This window comes from Paraburkholderia sp. 32, assembly GCF_050435345.1.
Lineage (GTDB): Bacteria > Pseudomonadota > Gammaproteobacteria > Burkholderiales > Burkholderiaceae > Paraburkholderia > Paraburkholderia tuberum.
This window is the reverse complement of sequence record NZ_JBNDKD010000001.1, coordinates 238727-258860: the sequence shown is the minus strand read 5'-3', so window position 1 is coordinate 258860 and position 20134 is coordinate 238727. Positions and strand designations below refer to the sequence as shown.

At 66.9% G+C, this 20134-nt stretch carries 20 protein-coding genes and 1 pseudogene; 11 read left to right on the top strand and 10 right to left on the bottom strand.

Annotation, left to right across the window (positions count from 1 at the left end; genetic code table 11):
* Positions 1 to 159: 159 nt before the first annotated feature.
* Entirely contained in the window at positions 160 to 909 is a 750-nt protein-coding gene (locus OKW26_RS01220; RefSeq protein ID WP_429352400.1) for a HisA/HisF-related TIM barrel protein, read from the bottom strand.
* A gap of 13 nt (positions 910 to 922) precedes the next feature.
* Between OKW26_RS01220 and OKW26_RS01215 the strand changes: the two genes are divergently transcribed.
* The 3 genes from OKW26_RS01215 to OKW26_RS01205 all read left to right on the top strand — a co-directional run bounded on the left by OKW26_RS01215 (position 923) and on the right by OKW26_RS01205 (position 3829).
* Entirely contained in the window at positions 923 to 1966 is a 1044-nt protein-coding gene (locus OKW26_RS01215) for an ATP-grasp domain-containing protein (protein WP_429352399.1), read from the top strand.
* A complete protein-coding gene (locus OKW26_RS01210; RefSeq protein ID WP_429352398.1) occupies positions 1963 to 3072 on the top strand; it encodes a hydantoinase/oxoprolinase family protein in 1110 nt (369 codons plus the stop codon). The genes OKW26_RS01215 and OKW26_RS01210 overlap by 4 nt, the downstream gene beginning before the upstream one ends.
* Before the next feature lie 166 nt (positions 3073 to 3238).
* Entirely contained in the window at positions 3239 to 3829 is a 591-nt protein-coding gene (locus OKW26_RS01205) for an aspartate kinase (protein ID WP_429352397.1), read from the top strand.
* 7 nt (positions 3830 to 3836) lie between these two features.
* Here the strand turns inward: OKW26_RS01205 and OKW26_RS01200 are convergent, their stop codons facing one another.
* From OKW26_RS01200 to pqqA, 3 genes are all read right to left on the bottom strand, one after another.
* Positions 3837 to 4580, bottom strand: a complete 744-nt coding sequence (locus OKW26_RS01200) for a (5-formylfuran-3-yl)methyl phosphate synthase (protein ID WP_429352396.1) — start codon at positions 4578 to 4580, stop codon at positions 3837 to 3839.
* 27 nt (positions 4581 to 4607) lie between these two features.
* Positions 4608 to 5207 (bottom strand): DUF447 domain-containing protein, encoded by a 600-nt coding sequence (locus OKW26_RS01195; RefSeq protein WP_018424590.1) that lies wholly within the window; start codon positions 5205 to 5207, stop codon positions 4608 to 4610.
* 105 nt (positions 5208 to 5312) lie between these two features.
* On the bottom strand, positions 5313 to 5387 hold the full coding sequence (gene pqqA, locus OKW26_RS01190; RefSeq protein WP_113062024.1) for a pyrroloquinoline quinone precursor peptide PqqA: 75 nt from the start codon (positions 5385 to 5387) through the stop codon (positions 5313 to 5315).
* Positions 5388 to 5871: 484 nt separating this feature from the next.
* Between pqqA and OKW26_RS01185 the strand changes: the two genes are divergently transcribed.
* The 7 genes from OKW26_RS01185 (at position 5872) to rpe (ending at position 12988) form a co-directional block, all read left to right on the top strand.
* Complete coding sequence (locus OKW26_RS01185) at positions 5872 to 7371, top strand: form I ribulose bisphosphate carboxylase large subunit (RefSeq protein WP_184039098.1); 1500 nt, start codon at positions 5872 to 5874, stop codon at positions 7369 to 7371.
* Positions 7372 to 7487: 116 nt separating this feature from the next.
* Positions 7488 to 7916, top strand: coding sequence for a ribulose bisphosphate carboxylase small subunit (locus OKW26_RS01180; protein WP_184067312.1), 429 nt, complete (start codon positions 7488 to 7490; stop codon positions 7914 to 7916).
* A gap of 51 nt (positions 7917 to 7967) precedes the next feature.
* A complete protein-coding gene (gene cbbX / locus OKW26_RS01175; RefSeq protein WP_429352395.1) occupies positions 7968 to 8960 on the top strand; it encodes a CbbX protein in 993 nt (330 codons plus the stop codon).
* A 27-nt stretch (positions 8961 to 8987) separates the two neighbouring features.
* Positions 8988 to 10091, top strand: coding sequence for a class 1 fructose-bisphosphatase (locus OKW26_RS01170; protein WP_429352394.1), 1104 nt, complete (start codon positions 8988 to 8990; stop codon positions 10089 to 10091).
* Between the two features lie 55 nt (positions 10092 to 10146).
* Positions 10147 to 11019 carry a phosphoribulokinase gene (locus tag OKW26_RS01165; RefSeq protein ID WP_184067321.1) on the top strand — a complete coding sequence of 291 codons (873 nt, stop codon included), beginning with the start codon at positions 10147 to 10149 and terminating at the stop codon, positions 11017 to 11019.
* A gap of 201 nt (positions 11020 to 11220) precedes the next feature.
* On the top strand, positions 11221 to 12258 hold the full coding sequence (gene fba / locus OKW26_RS01160) for a class II fructose-bisphosphate aldolase (protein ID WP_429352393.1): 1038 nt from the start codon (positions 11221 to 11223) through the stop codon (positions 12256 to 12258).
* A 22-nt stretch (positions 12259 to 12280) separates the two neighbouring features.
* Positions 12281 to 12988 (top strand): ribulose-phosphate 3-epimerase, encoded by a 708-nt coding sequence (rpe, locus tag OKW26_RS01155; protein ID WP_429352392.1) that lies wholly within the window; start codon positions 12281 to 12283, stop codon positions 12986 to 12988.
* Between the two features lie 13 nt (positions 12989 to 13001).
* On the opposite strand, the gene OKW26_RS01150 is transcribed toward rpe, so the two are convergent.
* From OKW26_RS01150 to OKW26_RS01140, 3 genes are read right to left on the bottom strand one after another with little or no spacing between them, the layout of a single operon-like run.
* Complete coding sequence (locus OKW26_RS01150) at positions 13002 to 14384, bottom strand: DUF6513 domain-containing protein (RefSeq protein WP_184052010.1); 1383 nt, start codon at positions 14382 to 14384, stop codon at positions 13002 to 13004.
* Positions 14363 to 14992 carry a flavoprotein gene (locus OKW26_RS01145; RefSeq protein WP_429352391.1) on the bottom strand — a complete coding sequence of 210 codons (630 nt, stop codon included), beginning with the start codon at positions 14990 to 14992 and terminating at the stop codon, positions 14363 to 14365. The genes OKW26_RS01150 and OKW26_RS01145 overlap by 22 nt, the downstream gene beginning before the upstream one ends.
* Positions 14989 to 17043 (bottom strand): sigma-54-dependent Fis family transcriptional regulator, encoded by a 2055-nt coding sequence (locus OKW26_RS01140; protein WP_429352390.1) that lies wholly within the window; start codon positions 17041 to 17043, stop codon positions 14989 to 14991. The genes OKW26_RS01145 and OKW26_RS01140 overlap by 4 nt, the downstream gene beginning before the upstream one ends.
* 388 nt (positions 17044 to 17431) lie before the next feature.
* On the opposite strand from OKW26_RS01140, the gene OKW26_RS01135 reads away from it, so the two are divergent.
* Positions 17432 to 17938 (top strand): dihydroneopterin aldolase, encoded by a 507-nt coding sequence (locus OKW26_RS01135; RefSeq protein WP_429352389.1) that lies wholly within the window; start codon positions 17432 to 17434, stop codon positions 17936 to 17938.
* Between the two features lie 79 nt (positions 17939 to 18017).
* On the opposite strand, the gene OKW26_RS01130 is transcribed toward OKW26_RS01135, so the two are convergent.
* From OKW26_RS01130 to OKW26_RS01120, 3 genes and pseudogenes are all read right to left on the bottom strand, one after another.
* A complete protein-coding gene (locus OKW26_RS01130) occupies positions 18018 to 18395 on the bottom strand; it encodes a hypothetical protein (protein ID WP_429352388.1) in 378 nt (125 codons plus the stop codon).
* 137 nt (positions 18396 to 18532) lie between these two features.
* Complete coding sequence (gene fae / locus OKW26_RS01125) at positions 18533 to 19042, bottom strand: formaldehyde-activating enzyme (RefSeq protein WP_184067342.1); 510 nt, start codon at positions 19040 to 19042, stop codon at positions 18533 to 18535.
* 184 nt (positions 19043 to 19226) lie between these two features.
* A pseudogene (locus OKW26_RS01120) lies at positions 19227 to 20130 on the bottom strand (triphosphoribosyl-dephospho-CoA synthase).
* Positions 20131 to 20134: the final 4 nt, after the last annotated feature.

Below are 20134 nucleotides of genomic sequence, written 5' to 3'. Positions count from 1 at the left end.
CTGCGTCGGCGCGCGCGTCAAAGGCCCACCGCGCCATACAAAATGTGTGCCGTTCTGGAGCAGAGTGTCAAGCAGAGTGTCACGCGCGAACAGTCCGGCTTGCGTTGCGTTTACCGACAGCGCTGTCAGAACGCGTGGCATGGAAATTGTATGGAAGGCCTACGCGGAATCGGAATGCGCGCAGTCGATCTGTCGATCGTGCAGCGCGGACGCCACCAGCCAGGCGCTTGCGCCGGTGCCGGCCGCGGCGGCCAGATCGTCGCGATTGCGGATGCCGCCCGCGCCGATCAGCGTGGTGTGCGCGGCGGCTTGCGCGCGCACGCGCTCGAACGTCGCGAGATCGGGGCCGGCGTAGCTGCCGACCTGGTCGAGCGTCATCGCGATCACGCGCGGCGGCCACCACGCCGACGAGCGGTCGAGCGCGGCCGCGGCGAGCAGTTCGCCCGCCCGCTGATCGTGCGACAGGATCGGCGCAAGGCCGGCGCGCTGAGCCGCGTGCAGTGCGTGGATATCGCGCAGCGTCTCCGAGCCGAACACAGGCACGAGAGTCGCGAGGTGGGAAGCGGCAGCAGGGCTGTCGTGTTGATCGATGGCGTCGTCGATGCGCTCGAATAGCGCGCGCATCGACGCGTAGTCCGCGAAACCCGCGTCGAGCCACAGTTCGATGCCGGGCAGCGCGGCCCGCAATGCGGCGAGCGTCGAAGCATGCGCGCCGCGCTGCAGGATGGCGCCGAGATCGGCGATATAGAGCGTGCGCGCGCCGCTGGCTTCGAGCAGCGCGCGGGCGGTGGCAAGTGGGTCGCTCGTCGCGACGAGGCGGGACTGGATCGGCCGATAGGCGCTCCGCTCGCCGCGCACCGCGCGTACGACCTGGCCGTCGAGCAGATCGAGAACAGGTATCACCTGCATAGGGGGCTTTCCTTTGACCAGAATCTTTGTCTACGAGTATCTCACCGGCGGCGGCATCGACCCCCAGCTCGCCGGCCCGGGCAGTCTCGCCGATTTGAGCGCGCTGATCGTCGAAGGACGCGTGATGCGCGACGCGCTGGTCGACGCTCTGCGTGAACTCGACGGCGTGCAGGTCACGTTCGCGACCTCGCGCTTCGAAACGCCAGGGGCGGGCGAGGCCCATTGTATGGCCGCGCCCGGCGAATCGATGACGGCGTTCGTCGCGCGCGCGGCGCGTGAGCACGATTACGCGTGGGTCGTCGCGCCGGAATGCGACGGGCTGCTGCTGCGCTTTCACGATGCGGTCGGTACCGCGCGCTGGCTCGGCTGCGCGAAGGAAGCGATCCGCGTCGCGTCGAGCAAGAGCGCGACGGCGGCGTGTCTTGCCGCGCATGGCATTGCCACGACGCCGGCGCTCGAACCCGGCGACCCAGCCGCGCAGCACGATGGCCGCTGGGTGGTCAAACCGGACGACGGCGCGGGCGGCCTCGACACCATCGTGTACGAGCGCTTCGCCGATGCCTGCGCCGAGTACGAGGCGCGCGCGGCGGGGGCGCGCAATCCGGTGCTGCAGGCGTGGGTCGATGGTGAGCCGTTGAGCCTGTCGCTGATCTGCCGCGGCGACGCCACCAAGCTCCTCAGCATCAACCGTCAGCAGATCGGGCTGAGCGGCGGCGACGCGTCGGGTGATGTTGCGCGGATCGTCGAGTTCGACGGCGTGCTGGTCGATCAGATCGACCAGCACAGCGACATGGGCCGCGCGCTCGACACGCTCGCGCATCGCGTCGCGCGGGCCATCCCGGGTTTGCGCGGCTTCGTCGGCATCGATGTCGTCTGGCATCCGCAACTCGGGCCGGTCGTGATCGAAGTGAATCCGCGTTTGACGGTCGCTTATGCGGGGCTGTCGGCGGCGCGCGGCAGCGGCCTGACGCGCGCGCTGCTGGCCGCGCATGGCGTGCGCATCGAGCGCTGCGGCGCGGCGCGCGCCAATTCGCCGACGTATGAGGTGCGCCCTTGAGCCCGGCCCGTTCGAACCCGGCGGCGCGGTTCGGCTGGGACGTCGGCGGCGCGCACGTGAAGGTGTCGCTCGTCGACGGCAGCGACGCCGTGCTGGACGTCGTGCAATGGCCGTGTCCGCTTTGGCAGGGGCTCGACCATCTGCAACGCGCGATCGACCTCGTCTTCGAGCGCTGGCCGCAGGCCCGCACGGACGCCGCGCAGCATGCGGTGACGATGACCGGCGAGATGGTCGACCTGTTCGCGGATCGCGCCGAAGGCGTGCGCGCGATCGTGGCCACGCTCGCGCAGCGGCTCGGTCCATCACTGCGTTTCTACGCCGGCGCCGCCGGCTGGCTCGCCGCCGCCGACTGCGCGGCCGGCTGGCGTCACGTCGCGTCGGCGAACTGGCTCGCGACCGCGAGCTGGGTCGCTACCTGCATGGCGAACGCGCTGCTGATCGACATCGGCAGCACCACCACCGACATCATTCCGATCGTCGACGGCCGCGTCGTCGCGCGTGCCGCGACCGATGCGGGCCGGCTCGCGACCGGCGAACTCGTGTATCACGGCGTCGTGCGCACGCCGTTGTGCGGAGTCGCGCAGCGGATCGAATTCGGCGGCGCCATGCTGAACGTGATGAACGAATGGTTTGCGACGAGCGCCGACGTCTACCGGCTGACCGGCGAACTGGACCCGCTGCACGACGTGCAGCCGAGCGCCGACCAGGGGCCGAAGACGCAGGCGGCGAGCCGCGCGCGGCTCGCGCGCATGATCGGGCACGACGCGCACGACGCGTCGGACATCGAATGGCTGCACTTTGCGCGGCGCTGGCGCGCGCTGCAGGTGCGCGAAATCGGCGCGAACCTGATGCGGGTGGTCGCCGCGCAGCCGGCGCTCGCGGCCGCGCCGCTGGTGGGCGCCGGCTGCGGCCGCTTCCTCGTCGCCGCATTGGCGCGCGACGAGGCGCGCGGCTATATCGACTTCGGCGCGTTGGCGGGCGTGCCCGATGCTTGCGCGGCATGGGCGGCGACCTGCGCGCCGAGCGTGGCGGTCGCGCTGCTCGCGGCGCGCGAGCCGGGCGCCCAACGGCGCGGCGCGCGTGGTATCGCGGCGCGCGCGGCATGAGTTGAGAGGCGCGGCGCGCAATCCGGGGACGCGGCGCGCCGGCGCACGAGTAGCGCAAAGAGGGGCAGGGGACACGATATGGCGAGCGGGACAAGTTCGGTGATGAACGAGGTTGCGAAACGACGCGACCCGGCCGGGCACTCAACTGGACACGAGGGCAACAGTCATGTGGGTGGTCAAGATCGGAGGCAGCCTGAGTCACGACCCGGCACTGCGCCACTGGCTCAGTGAGCTATGCGAAGTCGGCGGCGGACGGGTCGTGATCGTGCCCGGCGGCGGCGATTTCGCGGACAAGGTCCGTCAGTACCAGGGCGAGTGGAACTTCGACGATCTGGCCGCGCACAACATGTGTCTGCTCGCGATGACGCAATATGCGCTGCTGATGCAGGGCGTTTCGCCCGAACTGGTGATCGCGTCGAGCGAGGCGAAGATTCGCCGCACCCTGCGTGACGGTCATGTTGCCGTGTGGGCGCCGACCGCGCTGATGCGCGACACGCCCGACGCGATGAGCAACTGGGACACGACTTCGGACAGCCTCGCCGCCTGGCTATCGACGATGCTCAACGCGGAGCGGCTGATCGTCGTCAAATCCTGTCCGATCGCCGTCGACGATCCGCTCGAAACGCTGGCCGCGTCGGGGGTGATCGACCGCAAGTTCGTCGACTACGTGAACGATGCGAACTATGTGGTCGAATTGCTCGACAAGAGCAACGTCGCGCTGATGCGCGACCGTTTGCTGAATATTCCGGTGATGTGACCGGCTGCTACAGCCGCGTCGCGTTCGTCGAGCCCGGCAACGGCGCCGCGCTATCGACGCGAATCTCTCCAGCCGGCCGATGCAACGCGCTCGCCCATTGCGCGACGCGCTCGGGGTCGAGCCGCGAGCGGCGCCCGTCGGCGCACAGCGCGGTGCGAAAACCGGCCACGTCGGGCGCCAGCGCGCGGATCTGCGGCAGTTGCGCCCAGCCGAGCGCACCGGCGATGCCCGCCATCGCGCCGCGCTGACGCGCGAGCCGCAACCAGCGCGCGAGCGAGTCGACATCGACGTGATCGAACAGCGTGCCGCCGTCCTTGCTCGCGGTATCGAACATCAGGCCGGCGAAGCCGAGCGCCGCGGTGTGGCTGACCAGTTCGTCGTCCATGCCGCCGTCGCATAGCAGCACCGGCACGACGCTAGCCGGCAGATTCGCGAGCTGCTCGATGCAGCGGCGCGCGGCCGGTCCGCGCGCGACGCCGACCTTCACATAGTCGACGCCGGCATCGCTGACGTCGATCACGCGCGCGGCGATCTCGTCGAACGCATCGGCCGGCACGTCGCCGATCGCTGCGCTGATCGGCTTGACCGGGTAGCGCGCGCGAAGTTGTTGCGCGATGGTCGTGATGGCGCCGATCGACAGGCCGCCGAGCGCGCCGTCGTCCGGCTCTTTCAGGTCGATCAGCTCGGCGCCGGCGCGGGCGGCGTCGAATGCTTCGTCAGCCGAGCGGACGCTCGCGAGCAATGCGGTCATCGGGGTTCTCCGCGGAAGGAAGGGTTTTCAGTGATGGGCCGAAGCGGCGGCCTGATGCGCCGCGTCTTCGAGGCTCGCGCGATATCGCGCGATCGCGGCGACGAGCCAGCTCCATGCGGTGCGCTCGTTGTCGCCGGCGGTTTTGTCGATCGCGATCTGCAGATACGCCATTTCTCGATCGACCTTGTCGGCCGGCAGCATGAAGAGCCGGCTCACCAGAATCGCGCCTTCCACGACCGCCGACTGCGCGCGATTGAAGCCCGCGAACGGCGCGTGGTTTTCACGGTGCACGCACTTCATCACCAGCACCGGGCGCTCGGCGTCGTCGCGCAGCTCGTCGAGTTCGAGCTCGGCGTGGGCCAGCGACTCGGCCAGACGTACGCTCGGCACGCGGCTCGCGGCCACGGTCGGCCAATCGGTTGCACAGTGCGTGACGCAGCCCGCGAAGATCCGCACGTCGGTGGTGAAGTTCAGCACCGCCGCGCGCGTCGCGATCACGTTGTCGAGCGTGACCGACGGACGGAACGGCGCGAGGATGATGCGCTCACCCTCGTAGCGCGCGCCCATTGGCGCGATATGAGGACGGCCATCGCACGCTGCCGTGGTGACGATCGTTTCGTGGATCATGGCTGGGAACGCGTGTCCCGACAGCGCCGGAAGGCCGGCCGTCAGCAGAGGTCAAACACAAACGGGAACCGCAAGGGGGCCGCGGCGTGCGGCCCGGTTGCGGGCTTAACGCGTAGCGACATACATCACGATTTCAAAACCGAGGCGTACGTCGGTGTAGCTCGGAGTCGTCCATTGCATACGTGCTTTCTCCTTCGGTTGAAACAGCGGGTGGAACAGCGTTGCGCCGCCGGCCCGGCGTGATGCCCGGTGTCGACGGCAGCCGGCATCATGCAAGCTCCGTGCCCATGCGCGTTCCGGCCGGCCAGGCGTGCGTGCATTCGACGGCCAATACAGCACCCGGCGAATTGCGCCACGCCGTGGCGCTCGCGCGGGTTGCCAGACGCAAAGAGCCGCGCGGTGTGGCGAAAACGAAGCAAAGTGTGCCATCGCGATTCGCTAATCCGATTGCGCTGTCACGCCGCGCCCGCCTCGCTCACCAACACATTCTGCTCCGATTCGCGTCGCACGGCTCGAAAAAGAACCTCACGATGTGATAGCGATAACCGATCCGTTAAGTCTGCCAAATAAAATCGTGAATTCACCTTGGGCGTGTCCGTGCCTACAGTGCAACTCAAGCGCTTCGGTCTTCCGGCAGTGCGCTTGCCACCTTCGAGGACACGTCATGAACGATTTCAGTCAACCGCCGATCCAGCCCGAACCTCAAGCGCGCGATCCGCACAATCCGCGCGAACGGTACGCGGCGGGCGTGATGAAATACCGCGAGATGGGGTACTGGCAACCGGACTACGAACCGAAAGACACCGACGTGATCGCGCTGTTTCGCATCACGCCGCAACCCGGTGTCGAACCCGAGGAAGCGGCCGCCGCGGTGGCCGGCGAATCGTCGACCGCGACGTGGACGGTGGTGTGGACCGACCGCCTGACCGCCTGCGACATGTATCGCGCGAAGGCGTATCGCGTCGAGCCGGTGCCGGTGTCTCGCGCCGACGAGCCGCAGTACTTCGCGTATATCGCTTATGAACTCGATCTGTTCGAAGAGGGCTCGGTCGCGAACCTGACCGCGTCGATCATCGGCAACGTGTTCGGCTTCAAGCCGCTGAAGGCATTGCGGCTCGAAGACATGCGCATTCCCGTCGCGTATCTGAAGACGTTTCAGGGGCCGCCGACCGGCATCGTCGTCGAGCGCGAACGGCTCGACAAGTATGGTCGGCCGCTGCTCGGCGCCACGGTCAAGCCGAAGCTCGGTCTGTCGGGCAAAAACTATGGACGGGTGGTCTACGAAGGCCTGCGCGGCGGCCTCGATTTTCTGAAGGACGACGAGAACATCAACTCGCAGGCGTTCATGCACTGGCGCGACCGCTTCCTGTTCGCGATGGAGGCGGTGAACCGCGCCCAGGCGGAGACTGGCGAGCTCAAAGGGCACTATCTGAACGTGACGGCCGGCACGATGGAGGACATGTACGAGCGCGCCGAATTCGCGAAGGAGCTCGGCTCGTGCATCGTGATGATCGACCTCGTGATCGGCTGGACCGCGATCCAGTCGATGTCGCGCTGGGCCCGCAGGCACGACATGATCCTGCATCTGCATCGCGCGGGGCATGGCACCTACACGCGGCAACGCAACCACGGCATCTCGTTTCGCGTGATCGCCAAATGGCTGCGCATGGCGGGCGTCGATCACGCGCATGCGGGCACCGCGGTCGGCAAGCTCGAAGGCGATCCGCTGTCGGTGCAGGGCTACTACAACGTGTGCCGCGACGCGCACAACGCGGTCGATCTGTCGCGCGGCATTTTCTTCGACCAGCCGTGGGCCGGCTTGCGCAAGGTGATGCCGGTCGCCTCGGGCGGGATTCACGCGGGGCAGATGCATCAGCTGCTCGATCTGTTCGGCGACGACGCGATCCTGCAGTTCGGCGGCGGCACGATCGGCCATCCGGCCGGCATCCAGGCCGGCGCGACCGCGAACCGCGTCGCACTCGAAGCGATGGTGAAGGCGCGCAACGAGGGCCGCGACATTCTGCGCGAAGGGCCCGACGTGCTCGAAGCCGCCGCGCGCTGGTGCACGCCGCTCAAGCAGGCGCTCGATACGTGGCGCGACGTGAGCTTCAACTACGCATCGACCGATACGCCCGATTTCGCCGCCACGCCGACGGCGGCCTAGCCACGCCGAGCTTTTCCCGCGAGCGCCTCACGAGCGCATCCGCGACGCGGTGCAACGGCACCGCGCGGGGCATCGTTGACGCCGTTCCGAACGCGACACCATCCACGAGGTTCGTCATGCGTATTACTCAAGGAACGTTTTCTTTTCTGCCCGAGCTGACCGACGAGGAAATCGGCTTGCAGATCGACTACGCGCTGCGCCAGGGCTGGGCCTGTTCGGTCGAATTCACCGACGACCCGCATCCGCGCAACACCTACTGGGAAATGTGGGGTCTGCCGATGTTCGACCTGCACGACGCGGCCGGCGTGTTGCAGGAGGTCAGGGCTTGCCGCGAGGCGCGGCCGCAGCACTACATCAAGGTCAACGCGTTCGACTCCGTGCGCACCTTCGAAACGATGCGCCTGTCGTTCATCGTCAACCGGCCGGACGGGGAGCCGGGCTTCCGGCTGTTGCGGCAGGACGCGCAGGGGCGCACGCAGCGCTACAGCATGACGGGCTACGCGGGCGACCGGCCAGCGGGCGAGCGTTATGGCGCGGCGGGCTGACGCCTCTGATCGCGCAACAACGCACACGACGACCCGCAGCGAGGAGGAACCATGACAGACGCCGCCATCGTGGACGCACTGCCCGCGTCCACCGCGCACAGCGACGCCGCCGCGCCCCACATCGACCTCGCGGCGCTGTACCGCGACTCGGGCATCGGCGACGTGCTCGGCGAACTCGATCGCGATCTGGTCGGGCTCGCGCCCGTGAAAACGCGCATTCGCGAAGTCGCCGCGCATCTGCTGGTCGAGCGCGCGCGGGCTTCGCTGGGTCTCGCGGGCGGCGCGCCGACCTTGCATATGTGCTTCTCCGGCAACCCCGGCACCGGCAAGACGACGGTTGCGCTGCGCATGGCGGAAGTGTTGCACCGGCTCGGCTACATTCGCCGCAATCATCTGGTGTCGGTCACACGCGACGATCTGGTCGGCCAGTACATCGGCCACACCGCGCCGAAAACGCGCGACGTGCTCAAGCGCGCGATGGGCGGCGTGCTGTTCATCGACGAAGCGTATTACCTGTATCGCCCGGAGAACGAGCGCGACTACGGCCAGGAAGCGATCGAAATTCTGTTGCAGACGATGGAGAACCAGCGCAGCGACCTGGTCGTGATTCTGGCCGGCTACGCGTCGCGAATGGAAGTGTTCTTCGAGAGCAATCCGGGTTTCCGCTCGCGCATCGCGCATCACATCACGTTTCCCGATTACGAGGAAACGGAGTTGCTCGAAATCGCCGAACGAATGCTCGGCACCATGCATTACCGCTTCGATGCCGCGTCGCGCCGCGCGTTCGCCGACTATCTGGCGCGCCGCATCCGTCAACCGAATTTCGCCAACGCGCGCTCGGTGCGCAACGCGCTCGACCGCGCGCGGCTGCGCCAGGCGAACCGCCTGTTCGCGAGCGCCTTGCAAGGCGGTGAGCCGGTCGACGCCGCCACGCTGACGCTGATCGATGCCGCCGACGTGCGCGCGAGCCGCGTGTTCGACGCGCCGCCGCAGTCCTCGCATTCGCCTTCCACCGCGCGCGCCGTCACGGCGCCGCCGGGCTGAATCACGACACCATCGACGGAGAACGCCATGCAGGACGGACGCACGACACTTTCGAAGTTCCTGATCGACACGCTCGATCGCCCGCCGTGTACGGACGACACGCGCGACACTGCAGGACTCTCCGCGCTGCTCATCGACGTAGCGGCGGCCATCAAGTCGATCTCGGCGATGCTGACCAAGGGCGCGCTAGGCGGCAACTACGGTTCCGCGCAAACGCTCAACACGCACGGCGAGCAACAGAAGAAGCTCGACGTCTCGAGCAACGAGATCTTCGTGCAGCAATGCGAGTGGGACGGCTTGCTGGCCGCGATGGTGTCCGAGGAAATGGAGCACGTCTACGCGATTCCGCTGGACTATCCGCGCGGCGAGTATCTGCTCGCGTTCGATCCGCTCGACGGCTCGTCGAATATCGACATCAACGGCGTGGTCGGCTCGATCTTCTCGGTGCTGCGCACGCGCGACCCGGCAGAGGATGCAAGCAGCGAAGCCGCGTTCCTGCGGCCGGGCTGCGAACAGGTCGCGGCCGGCTATGCCGTGTATGGACCGTCGACCATGCTGGTGCTGTCGGTCGGCAATGGCACGCATGGCTTCACACTGGAGCGCGAGATCGGCAACTTCGTGCTCACGCATTCGAACATCCGGATTCCGGAGGAAACCGGCGAGTTCGCGATCAACGCATCGAACGAGCGCTTCTGGGAGCCGCCCGTGCGCCGCTACGTGCAGGAGTGCAAGGACGGCCGCAGCGGTTGCCGCGCGCGCGACTTCAACATGCGCTGGATCGCGTCGATGGTCGCGGAAGTGCATCGCATCCTGATGCGCGGCGGCGTGTTCATGTATCCGCGCGACTCGAAAACGCCGGCAATGGAAGGACGCCTGCGCCTGCTCTACGAAGCGAACCCGATGAGCTTCCTCGTGGAGCAGGCGGGCGGCCTCGCGATCACCGGCCGGGAACGCATTCTCGACGTCGCGCCGCGCGCGCTGCACGGCCGCGTGCCGGTGATTCTCGGCTCGAAGAACGAGGTCGAGCGCATTGCGCGCTATCACGGCGAATACGACCGCGGCGAGGACAAGCCGTTCACGTCGCCGCTGTTCGGCACGCGCTCGTTGTTCCTGCCGGATTTCACGGCGTGATCAGCGACTGACGGCGCGCTCAGCGCACTGAACACAGTCATCCGGAGACAAACGCATGTCAGTCAAACATCCGATCATCGCGGTGACCGGCTCGAGCGGCGCCGGCACCACCACCGTCATGAAGAGTTTCACGCATATCTTCAGACGCGAGCACATCAATGCGCAGATCGTCGAAGGCGACGCGTTCCATCGCTACGACCGCAACGGCATGCGCGCGGCGATGCAGGAGCGCGAACGCGACGGTGTGCCGAATTTCAGCCACTTCGGGCCGGAAGCGAATCTGCTCGAAGAACTCGAAACGCTGTTCACGCGCTACGGCGAAAACGGCAGCGGGCAGTTTCGCCACTACGTGCACGACGCGGGCGAAGCGCAACTGTACAAGCAGGACGGCGGCACCTTCACGCCGTGGGAGGAGGTCGCGCCCAATACCGACCTGATGTTCTACGAAGGGCTGCATGGCGCGGCGGTGACCGACAGGGTCGATATCGCGCGGCATGCGGATCTGCTGATCGGCGTCGTGCCGATCATCAACCTCGAATGGATCCAGAAGCTGCACCGCGATCAGACGATGCGCGGCTACACGCACGAAGCGGTGGTCGACACGATCCTGCGGCGCATGCCCGACTACGTGAACTACATCTGCCCGCAGTTCTCGCGCACGCATGTGAACTTCCAGCGCGTGCCGACCGTGGACACGTCGAATCCGTTTACCGCCCGCGAGATTCCGCAACCGGACGAGAGCTTCGTCGTGATCCGCTTCGCGCGGCCGAAGGGTATCGATTTCCAGTATCTGCTGACGATGCTGCACGACTCGTTCATGTCGCGCCCGAACGTGATCGTCGTGCCGGGCGGCAAGATGGGACTCGCGATGCAGCTGATCTTCACGCCGATGATCCTGCAACTGATCGACCGACGCTCGCGCGCCTGAGCGGTACCGGACGGATACAGAGGTTCATTTCGCAAGGAGAGATTCGATGAGTGCAGTCGCGCAACCGCTTGACGCACCCGCCACGCGCTCGATGGCCGACGCGCTGCGCATGCTCGCGCTCGACGCAGCGCGGCGCGTCGCGGACCGCGCGCGTTGAGCCCGCCGTTCGCCAAGATTTCATTTCATTTCGAGGAGCACGCAATGGCCTTCATCACCCTGCGGCAACTGCTGGATCACGCGGCCGAACACGACTACGGCGTGCCCGCGTTCAACGTCAACAACATGGAGCAGATTCACGCGATCATGCGCGCGGCCGAGGCCACCGCTAGCCCGGTGATCCTGCAGGCGTCGGCCGGTGCGCGCAAGTACGCCGGCGAGCCGTATCTGCGCCATCTGGTGCTCGCCGCGCTCGAAGCGCACCCGGACATTCCGCTCGTGCTGCATCAGGATCACGGCGCGAGCCCCGCGGTGTGTCAGCAGGCGATCCGCTCGGGCTTCACGTCGGTGATGATGGACGGCTCGCTGCTGCCCGATCAGAAAACCCCTGCCGCGTACGACTACAACGTCGAGGTGAGCCGGCGCGTGGTGGACGCCGCGCATGCGGTCGGCGTGTCGGTGGAAGGCGAACTCGGCTGTCTCGGTTCGCTCGAAACCGGCACGGCAGGCGAAGAGGACGGCGTCGGCGCACAAGGCAAGCTCACACGCGAGCACCTGCTGACCGATCCGGACGAAGCGCGGCGCTTCGTCGACGCGACCGGCGTCGATGCGCTCGCGATCGCGATCGGCACGTCGCACGGCGCGTACAAGTTCAGCCGCGAGCCGACCGGCGACATCCTCGCGATCGACCGGATCGCCGATATCCATGCGCGCATTCCGAACACGCATCTGGTGATGCACGGTTCGTCGTCGGTGCCGCAGGAATGGCTCGCGGTGATCCGCGAATATGGCGGCGAGATTCCGACTACCTACGGCGTGCCCGTCGACGAAATCCGCCGCGGTATCGCGAACGGCGTGCGCAAGGTCAACATCGACACCGACATCCGTCTCGCGATGAGCGGCGCGATGCGCAAGTCGCTCGCCAATGCGCGCGCGGAGTTCGATCCGCGCGCGGCATTGAAGGCCGCCACCGCCGCGGCGAGCGCGATCTGCGTCGAGCGATTCGAGGCGTTCGGTTGCGCGGGGCAGGCGGCGCGCATCAAGCCGCTGCCGCTCGACACGATGGCGAGCCGCTACCACTAACGCCACTGCCACGGAGAACGCAATGCGCGAATTCCTGATTGCGCCGTCGCTGCTGTCGGCGGATTTCGCCCGGCTCGCCGACGAGATTCGCGACGTGACGGCGGCCGGCGCGGACTGGATTCATCTGGACGTGATGGACAACCACTACGTGCCGAACCTGACGGTCGGCCCACTCGTGTGCTCGGCGATCCGGCCGTACACGACGCTGCCGTTCGACGTGCATCTGATGACCACGCCCGTCGATCCGCTGGTGTCGGCGTTTGCCGAGGCCGGCGCGAACCTGATCAGTTTTCATCCGGAGGCGACGCTGCACGTGCATCGGACCATCGAACTGATCCGCTCGCACGGTGCGCGCGCGGGGCTGGCGCTGAATCCGGCCACGCCGCTCGCGGCGCTCGATCACGTGCTGGAGATGCTCGACGTCGTGCTGGTGATGTCGGTGAATCCGGGCTTCGGCGGCCAGGCATTCATCGCCGAAACGCTCGACAAGCTGCGGCTGCTGCGCAAGCGCGTCGACACGACGATGCAGCGCACCGGGCGGCCCTTGCTGATCGAAGTGGACGGCGGCGTGAAGGCGTCGAACATCGCGCGTGTCGCCACGGCGGGCGCGGACGTGTTCGTTGCCGGGTCGGCCGTGTTCGGTGCGGGCGATCGCGCGCAGGCGATCCGCGGCATGCGCGGCGAACTGGCTACTGTCGACGAACCCGCGGGGGTGGCCGCCATGCAGTGATGGCGCTGCTGTTTCAGCGCTTTTTCAGCGTCTCGCCCGGCGCGCACCATGCGCTGAGATCTTCTTCAGGCCGGTCGACCGCGCAGCCCCAGTCGAGCGGCTGGTCCTGATCGAAGCGCTTGCCGAGCCGCCATGCAATCTCGGCGCGCGCAAGCTGCACGCCCATATAGAACGCGTGGCCGCCGTCTGTTTCGAGGTTCAACTGCGGGTACAGCGCGAACGGATCGTCGCCGCGACGATGGCCGTCGCGGTTGTACACGTGAATGCCATCGGCGCTGATCTGCACGCGGAAATTCGGGTCACGCACGCCGCGCGCGAATTCGTCGATTTCTTCGGCGCTGTACGGAAATGGCCGTTTCGCGTGGACCGTCGCGAGTTCGGTGCTGATGCCCTTCGGCAGCACCTGCGCATCGCGCGCGGCATGCATCACGCGGCGCGCGACATCGGCTTCGCGCAACGCGCGCCGCGCATGCTGGCTCACCGACGTCGCCAGCACCGCGCCAACGCGCAATTCAGCCGCCATGCCGAGCAGCACCGCGTTGATGCCGCTCGTGTCGGCCTCGGTCAATTCGGTCACGTTGCCGATGCCCATCATGATCGCGATGTCGGGATAGCGCTCGCGCAAACGCACATAGCGCGCAATCGACGCGGCCAGCCCGAACGGAATCGGATCGAGAATCGGATCGGCGAGAAACGCGCGGCCGCGCGCGGACAGCGCGTCGATCGCGGCGTCGAGCGAAGCGGGGTCGGCCGGTTCGCGCGCGACGAGGATCGGCGTCGACGGCACTTCGTCGGCGATCCATAGCGTGTCGAGGTTCAGGCTCATCAGATAGTCGGCGCCCGCGCGGCCGCCGCGCAGCAGTTCGTCGTTGCGCATCGAATCGACGCTGACGCGATAGCCTTCGGCCTTCAGCCGCCGCACCGCGTCTTCGAGAAGCGGAAACGGCGTGTCCGGCAGGCAGCCGATGTCGATCACGTCCGCGCCTTGGGCCGCATACTCGCGCGCCCTCGCCGCGATGCCGTCGAGGTCGAGGCGCGGCGCATCGACGATCTCCGCGAAAATCTCCGTGTCGTAGCGGCTCAGATCGAACGGCTTCGCCTTGCGGCCGAAAAATTGCGGCAAGTCCTTGACCTCCTCGGGACCGCGTTCGAACGGCACGCCGTAGTGCGCGCCCAGCGCGTCGAGATCGCCACGGCAGCGGCCCGGCACGATCACGCGCTGCGCGGCGAGCGGCGCGCTCACGCGGCGCTGGATCAGGTCGGCGGTCATCAACCCGGCCACTTGCAGGCCGATTTCGCGCACTTCCCAACTGAACGGCGTCGGCGCCATGCCGTCGAGCACGCGCCGCAGGCTCGGTTCGGCAAGCCGGCCGGTCAGGAAGAGGAGGTGGTCCATGCGAGGTCGAGGGTCGCGAGGCGTTGGGTGAGCGCCGCTTCGAGTTCGTCGAGCGAGCGCGCGAGCGTCGTGTATTCGAAGCGCGCCAGACGCTCGACGTTGTCGAGTTCGATCGCCCGTGGCCGCAATTCGACCCATTCGTCCGGGCTATGCGTGATCACGCTCGGTTCGGTGTCGCACGCAAAGACGATGCCGGGGATGCATTGCTTGCCGGCCTGCGCATACATATTGGTCGGCAGCGTATCCGAGATGCCGTAAGCACATTTGGCGACCGTGTTGCTGGTGGCGGGTGCGATCACGACCGTGTGATACACGCCGTGATACAGCATGCCGACCGGCACGCCGCTCGCGCTGTTGTCGCGCAGTACGCGAAAGTGTTCGCGCAGCTTGTCGAGCGACCAGCCATAGAGCGGCAGCACTTCCTCGGCCGCCGCGGACAGAAACAGATCGACGCGCGGCAAGCGCCGCGCGAGCGCGATCGATTCTTCGAGCATATGACCGGAGCCGGTCACGCACCACGCGAAGTGCGCATCCGGCTTGAAGTCGGTGAGATCGCGGGCGCCCTTGCGAGCAGACTCGCTGGAGGACCTGAGGGACGACCCGGTCATGCGTCGAGATCGAACGGCATGCCGTCGGTCGGCGAGCCTTCATGCGACAGCCGGATGTGCAGCCGGCGCATCTTGCGATACAGCGTATTGCGGCTGATGCCGAGCGCCTTCGCGACGTTGCTGACGTTCCAGCGGTGCTCGTCGAGCAGCGACAGCACCGTTTCGCGCTCGTTCAGCTGGATCGCGTTCAGCGAAGAAATGTCCGCCTCGTCGGCGAGATGGCCGTCCATGTCCGCGTTCGCGAGGCGCAGCGCGATCGGCAGGTCGACCGCCGACGTGCGTTGCGTGACCTCGGGCGGCAGATGCTCGCAGCGGATCGGCTCGCCGTCGGACAGCGCGATGGCCATCTGCAACACGTGACGCAGCTGACGGATGTTGCCGGGCCACGCGTAGGTGAGCAGCGCGTGTTCGGCTTCCGGCGTCAGATCGGGCGGATCGTCGGTTTCGTTCGCGAGCAGATGATGGATCAGCGGCAGCTTGTCGACGCGCTCGCGCAGCGCCGGCAGATTCAGTTCGACGCCCTTGAGCCGGTAGTACAGATCCTCGCGGAATTGCCCGCTTTGCACGAGTTCGAGCAGATTGCGGTGGCTCGCGCTGATCAGCTGGAAATTGACCTTGACGGTGGTCTCGGCGCCGAGCGGCGTGACCTCGTGTTCCTCGATCACGCGCAGCAGGCGTGCCTGCAACACGAGCGGCATGTCGCCGATCTCGTCGAGAAACAGCGTGCCGCCGTTGGCCTGCACGATCTTGCCGCGCCGTCCTTCGCGCTGCGCGCCGGTAAACGCGCCCGCGCGGTAGCCGAACAGCTCGCTCTCGATCAGGTTCTCCGGCAGCGACGCGCAGTTGACCGGCACGAACAGACCGGCGGCGTGCGGGCTGATGCTATGCAAGGCCTGCGCGAAGACTTCCTTGCCGGTGCCGGTCTGGCCGCGCAGCACGATCGGAATCTTGCGCTGGATCACGCGCGCGGCCAACTGGATCTGCGAGGCCATGCGCGGGTCGCCGAATTCGAGGTGCGCGATCTCGTCTAGCTTCGGCACCGGCGGATGTTTCTCGTGTTTTTCGGAGGCGTTGGCGCGCATGGCGGAGTCGGGGACGAGCACGCGCGTCACGCGCCCCGTGGCGTTTTGCGGCGTCTGCGCGACGAGGAAAAAGCGGTTCGTCGCGTTTGCGCTGTAGACGGTGACCGGATGGAACGAGCCGCGAATGCTGCGCGCGATCATGTCTTCGAGCGACGCGTTGAATGCTTCCTCGATGCGCCGGCCGCGCAGCTCGCTCAGCGAGCGGAAGCCCAGCTGGAATAGCGCGCTGCGATTCGCGGCGAGCACGGTGCTGTCGTCGCCGACCGCGAGCTTGCCGCCGTGCAGCGTGCCGACGAATTCCGGGCGGCTGTGGAAATGGATCATGTTGGCGTGCCGGTAGCGCGCATCGAGCAGACGGTTTTCGATCATCTGACGCGACATGCCGACCAGCACCAGCGAGTGCTGCTGCAGCAGCTTCGAGCGGCTCGTGACGTCGAGCACGCCGGCGATTTCGCCGCCGTCGTCGAAGATCGGCGCGGCCGAGCACGTCAGCGACGTATAGCGCGGATAGAAATGCTCGTGCTGACAGACGGCGATGCAGTCGCGCTCCGCGAGGCAGGTGCCCATGCCGTTGGTGCCGGCTTCGCGTTCGCTCCACAGCGCGCCGACGCGAAAGCCGTCGACGGCGACCGCCTCGGCGAACGGCACGGACGACACCTGATGCACGATCACGCCGCCAGAATCGACGAGCACGACCGCGAGCTCGGGATCGGCCAGTTGCTGATAGAGCGTCGTCATCTCGAGCTTCGAACACGCGATCAGATCGCCGAGCGCCTCACGGCGCGCGCTGAGTTCGTACTCGGTGAGCACCGGCGGCGGCACGAAACGCGCGGGGTCCAGCTGGAATTCGTTGATGCAGCGCGTCCACGACTGAGCTACGGGTTCGCTTGTCGGGCGCGTGGTCAACTGATGGTTGACCACGTTCAGAACTTCCCGGACGTGCGTACTGCTGTCAGCGAGCAACGACATGGGATTTGCCTCCGTTGCGTCATTTCGCAAGCGTGACTGCTTCGCACGCCGCGAATGCCGCTTTATCAAGCCTGCCTGCCCCTGGCGCGGCGCAATCTCGGTTCGCCTGCGCCCTCCCGACCGGCCCTACTACGAGGCGGGTGTTGAAAACTGTACGCCCGATGCAGGATTGGTTCAACAGAAAGTCACACTGGGTTTACCTCACTGTGCCCGGAATTTGCTTTTCTCGATGCGCGACGCGTTAAACGGGTTGCAGGTTGCATGCCTGTCGCAGCTTCGGCACAGAGTGTGCCGCGCGTCGTTCAGTTCTACCGCTCTACTGTTGCATCGTTTCGCTCGTCATCACTGGCTGTTCAATCCTGGGCCGCGCCGCGGCGGAGATCAAATCATGGATCGTTTCGATACTATTCGCCTTGCCGCATTTTCCAGCCTCGGCGCCAATCCCGGCCCGCAAGTCGGCGCGTTGCCCGAGCGCCTGGACATCGTATTCATCGAGAATTTCATCGGCCAGACGGTCATCGGTATCGATAGCAGTGAGTTGCATGTTGCGCAACCGGTGCGTGTGAACCTGGCTATCGGCGTGCCAGCGATCCGCGCCTGCACGACGGACCGGATCGAAGATACGGTCAACTACGCGGCCGTGCGCGGGGCGCTGCTCGAGCTGTTCGCGTCGCATCGCGTGCGGCTGCTGGAGGCGCTTGCCGAGACGATCGCGCAACTGCTGATCGCCGACTTCGGCGCGCACTGGGTGCGCGTGTCGCTCGCGAAGCCGGCCAAGTTCGCCGACCTCGCGGCCGTCGGCGTGCAGATCGAGCGGCGTCGCGGCGATGGCTCGGCGGCGGCCGTGGGTCTCGCGCGGTACGCGTCGCTGGGCGAGGGGCTGGTGCCGAATTGAGGGGCGCGCCCAGCCGGGGGCGCCGAGCCGGACGCGCCGAGCGGGACGCGCAGAACGCCCGGCGGGTTTCAGGCCGTGGTCATTTCGCCACGGTCGACGTCTTCTGCGGACCGAGTCCGCACGCCTGATATGCGCTGGTTTGCAGCGCGCGGAAGCGCTTGGTTTGCGCCTTGGCGTGGTCGACGCGGAATTCCGCGCCGCCTTCGCCGCCTAGCGTCGCGTACTTCGAGAAGGTCGACTGGTCGACGAATTCGTCGTACGGCAACGACGCGGCCATCTTGTCGATCACGCACGAGCACTTGTAGACGTTCGCGAACTCGTGGCCGTTATCGTCCATGCAACTGAGCACGTATTCGACGCGACCCTCGGTCGGATAGTTGTAGCCGCCCGCCCACGCGAGCGGCGCGGCGAGCAGGAGCGAGCTAAAGGCGAGAAGCGCGCGACATCTGTTGGTCATGGAATGCCTCTGCGAGAGCATTGAGCCTGCTTCGCGAACCGCTGCGCGAGATGCGTGCCTTGCGGCCGCGAGGCGACGGGATGCGCGAGGAGGCGGGGCCGGCAACGGCGCCGCGTCTCCTGCGCTTGCATGCGCCGTCAGTTCGGCGCGAACGGATGCGCGACGCTGCCCTTCTTCGCCATCACTTCAGCCGCGCTCGGGTCGCCGCTGACCGCGCGCTTGATGGCCTCGCGCGTCGCCTGATAGTTGAACTGCTGGATCTTCTTGTCGTCCTCGGCCTGCCAGTGAATGAACACGCCGACGCAGAGGAACAGATCGTCGGCTTCTTCCTGCGGGATCGTGCCGTCCTCGACACTGTCGGCCACCGCGAGCGCGACCGCGTGCTGCGCCGGGCCGAACATCTGCACGGCCTGCTTGGCGCCTTTGATCGTCACCTTGTTGAACAGGATCGTATTGGGCTTCGTGATGAGATTGGGCGCGACGACGGCGAGCAGCGACGTGAAGCCGTCCTTGTTGTTGGTGAGCGCGTTGCAGAACGCGGTTTCCGCAGCCGAACCTCGCGGTCCGATCAGCAAGTCGATGTGCGCGACCTCGTTGCCGTCGCCGACGAGCGACTCACCGATCATGACGCGGTTGATCTTGGCCATTCTGTTCCTCCAAAAGAGTAGGTATGGACCTGCTGACGAGGCGCCGCCCGCGATCGTCCGGATCAGCATCGCGAGAGCGGTGCGGGAATGCACGGCGGTACTAACTAACAGGTTCCGTGCCAGTTGTCGCTAAGGGCCTGCTGACGCGGCTGTTCGGGTCTTCTTCAGTCCAGACGATTCAGGGTTAACCGCGCCCTTCGACGCAGCGCGCAAGAAACAGCGTGGCCACCGCGAGGTCAGCGCTGGTGCCGGGATTGATCGCGCGTGCCTTCAATTCGGCGTCCCAAGCATCGAGTTGCGGATCGCTTGCCGAGCCGGCGCGCGGCGGATCGCGTTTGGCGCCAGCGCGCGCGCTGTTCGCGTGCCACGAGCGTGACACTCTGCGCCAGCGCGAGGCCGTGCTTGCGCACAATGTGAGAGTCGGGCCAGCCGCCGAGGAACGTGAGAAACAGGTTGAGCATCGCGATTTCGCCTGGATCGGCGGGCGCGGGTTCGGGCGTTGGTCTCGAGGCTTCGAAATAGGCGGCGAGGCCGGTGTCGAACAGGTCGGCGAAACCGTTCGCGTATTGCCGCGCGATGCTGTCGCGTTCGCTGGCGAGTCGCATCGCGTCGCGCAGGCCGATCGTCGGCGGTACGTGGACCGATTGCTCGGGCGCGTCGCCGAGGCCGCCGGGATTGGCGAGCGCGATCGCGCGGTAAGCAAGCCGAGCGTCTTCGACGTCGAGCCGGCTCAGCACGTCGCCGACGGCCGCGCGCCACGCTTGCGCCGACACCGGCGGTTCGCCGGTTTCGTCGAGGGCCGCGGCGAGCGGCGCGACCAGCAGCACGATGCCGAGATTCGTATTGCAGCCGACGGCCGCGCGCGTGCGCGTGACCGCGTCGAGAATGCGCTGTCCGACGCGCTCGCCGCGCGCGAATAGCGCGTCGAGCGACGCGTCCGCGCTGGCGAGGAACTGGGCCGCGTGCATGCCGTGGCCGGGGCTTTGGGTGCTGACGTTGCCGGGTTTCGGCGTGGTGACGTCGAGCGCGCAGGCTTCGAGGAAGGCCGCGCGCGCGTGCTCGACGGGAATCGCATGAGTGTCGGGCATCGCG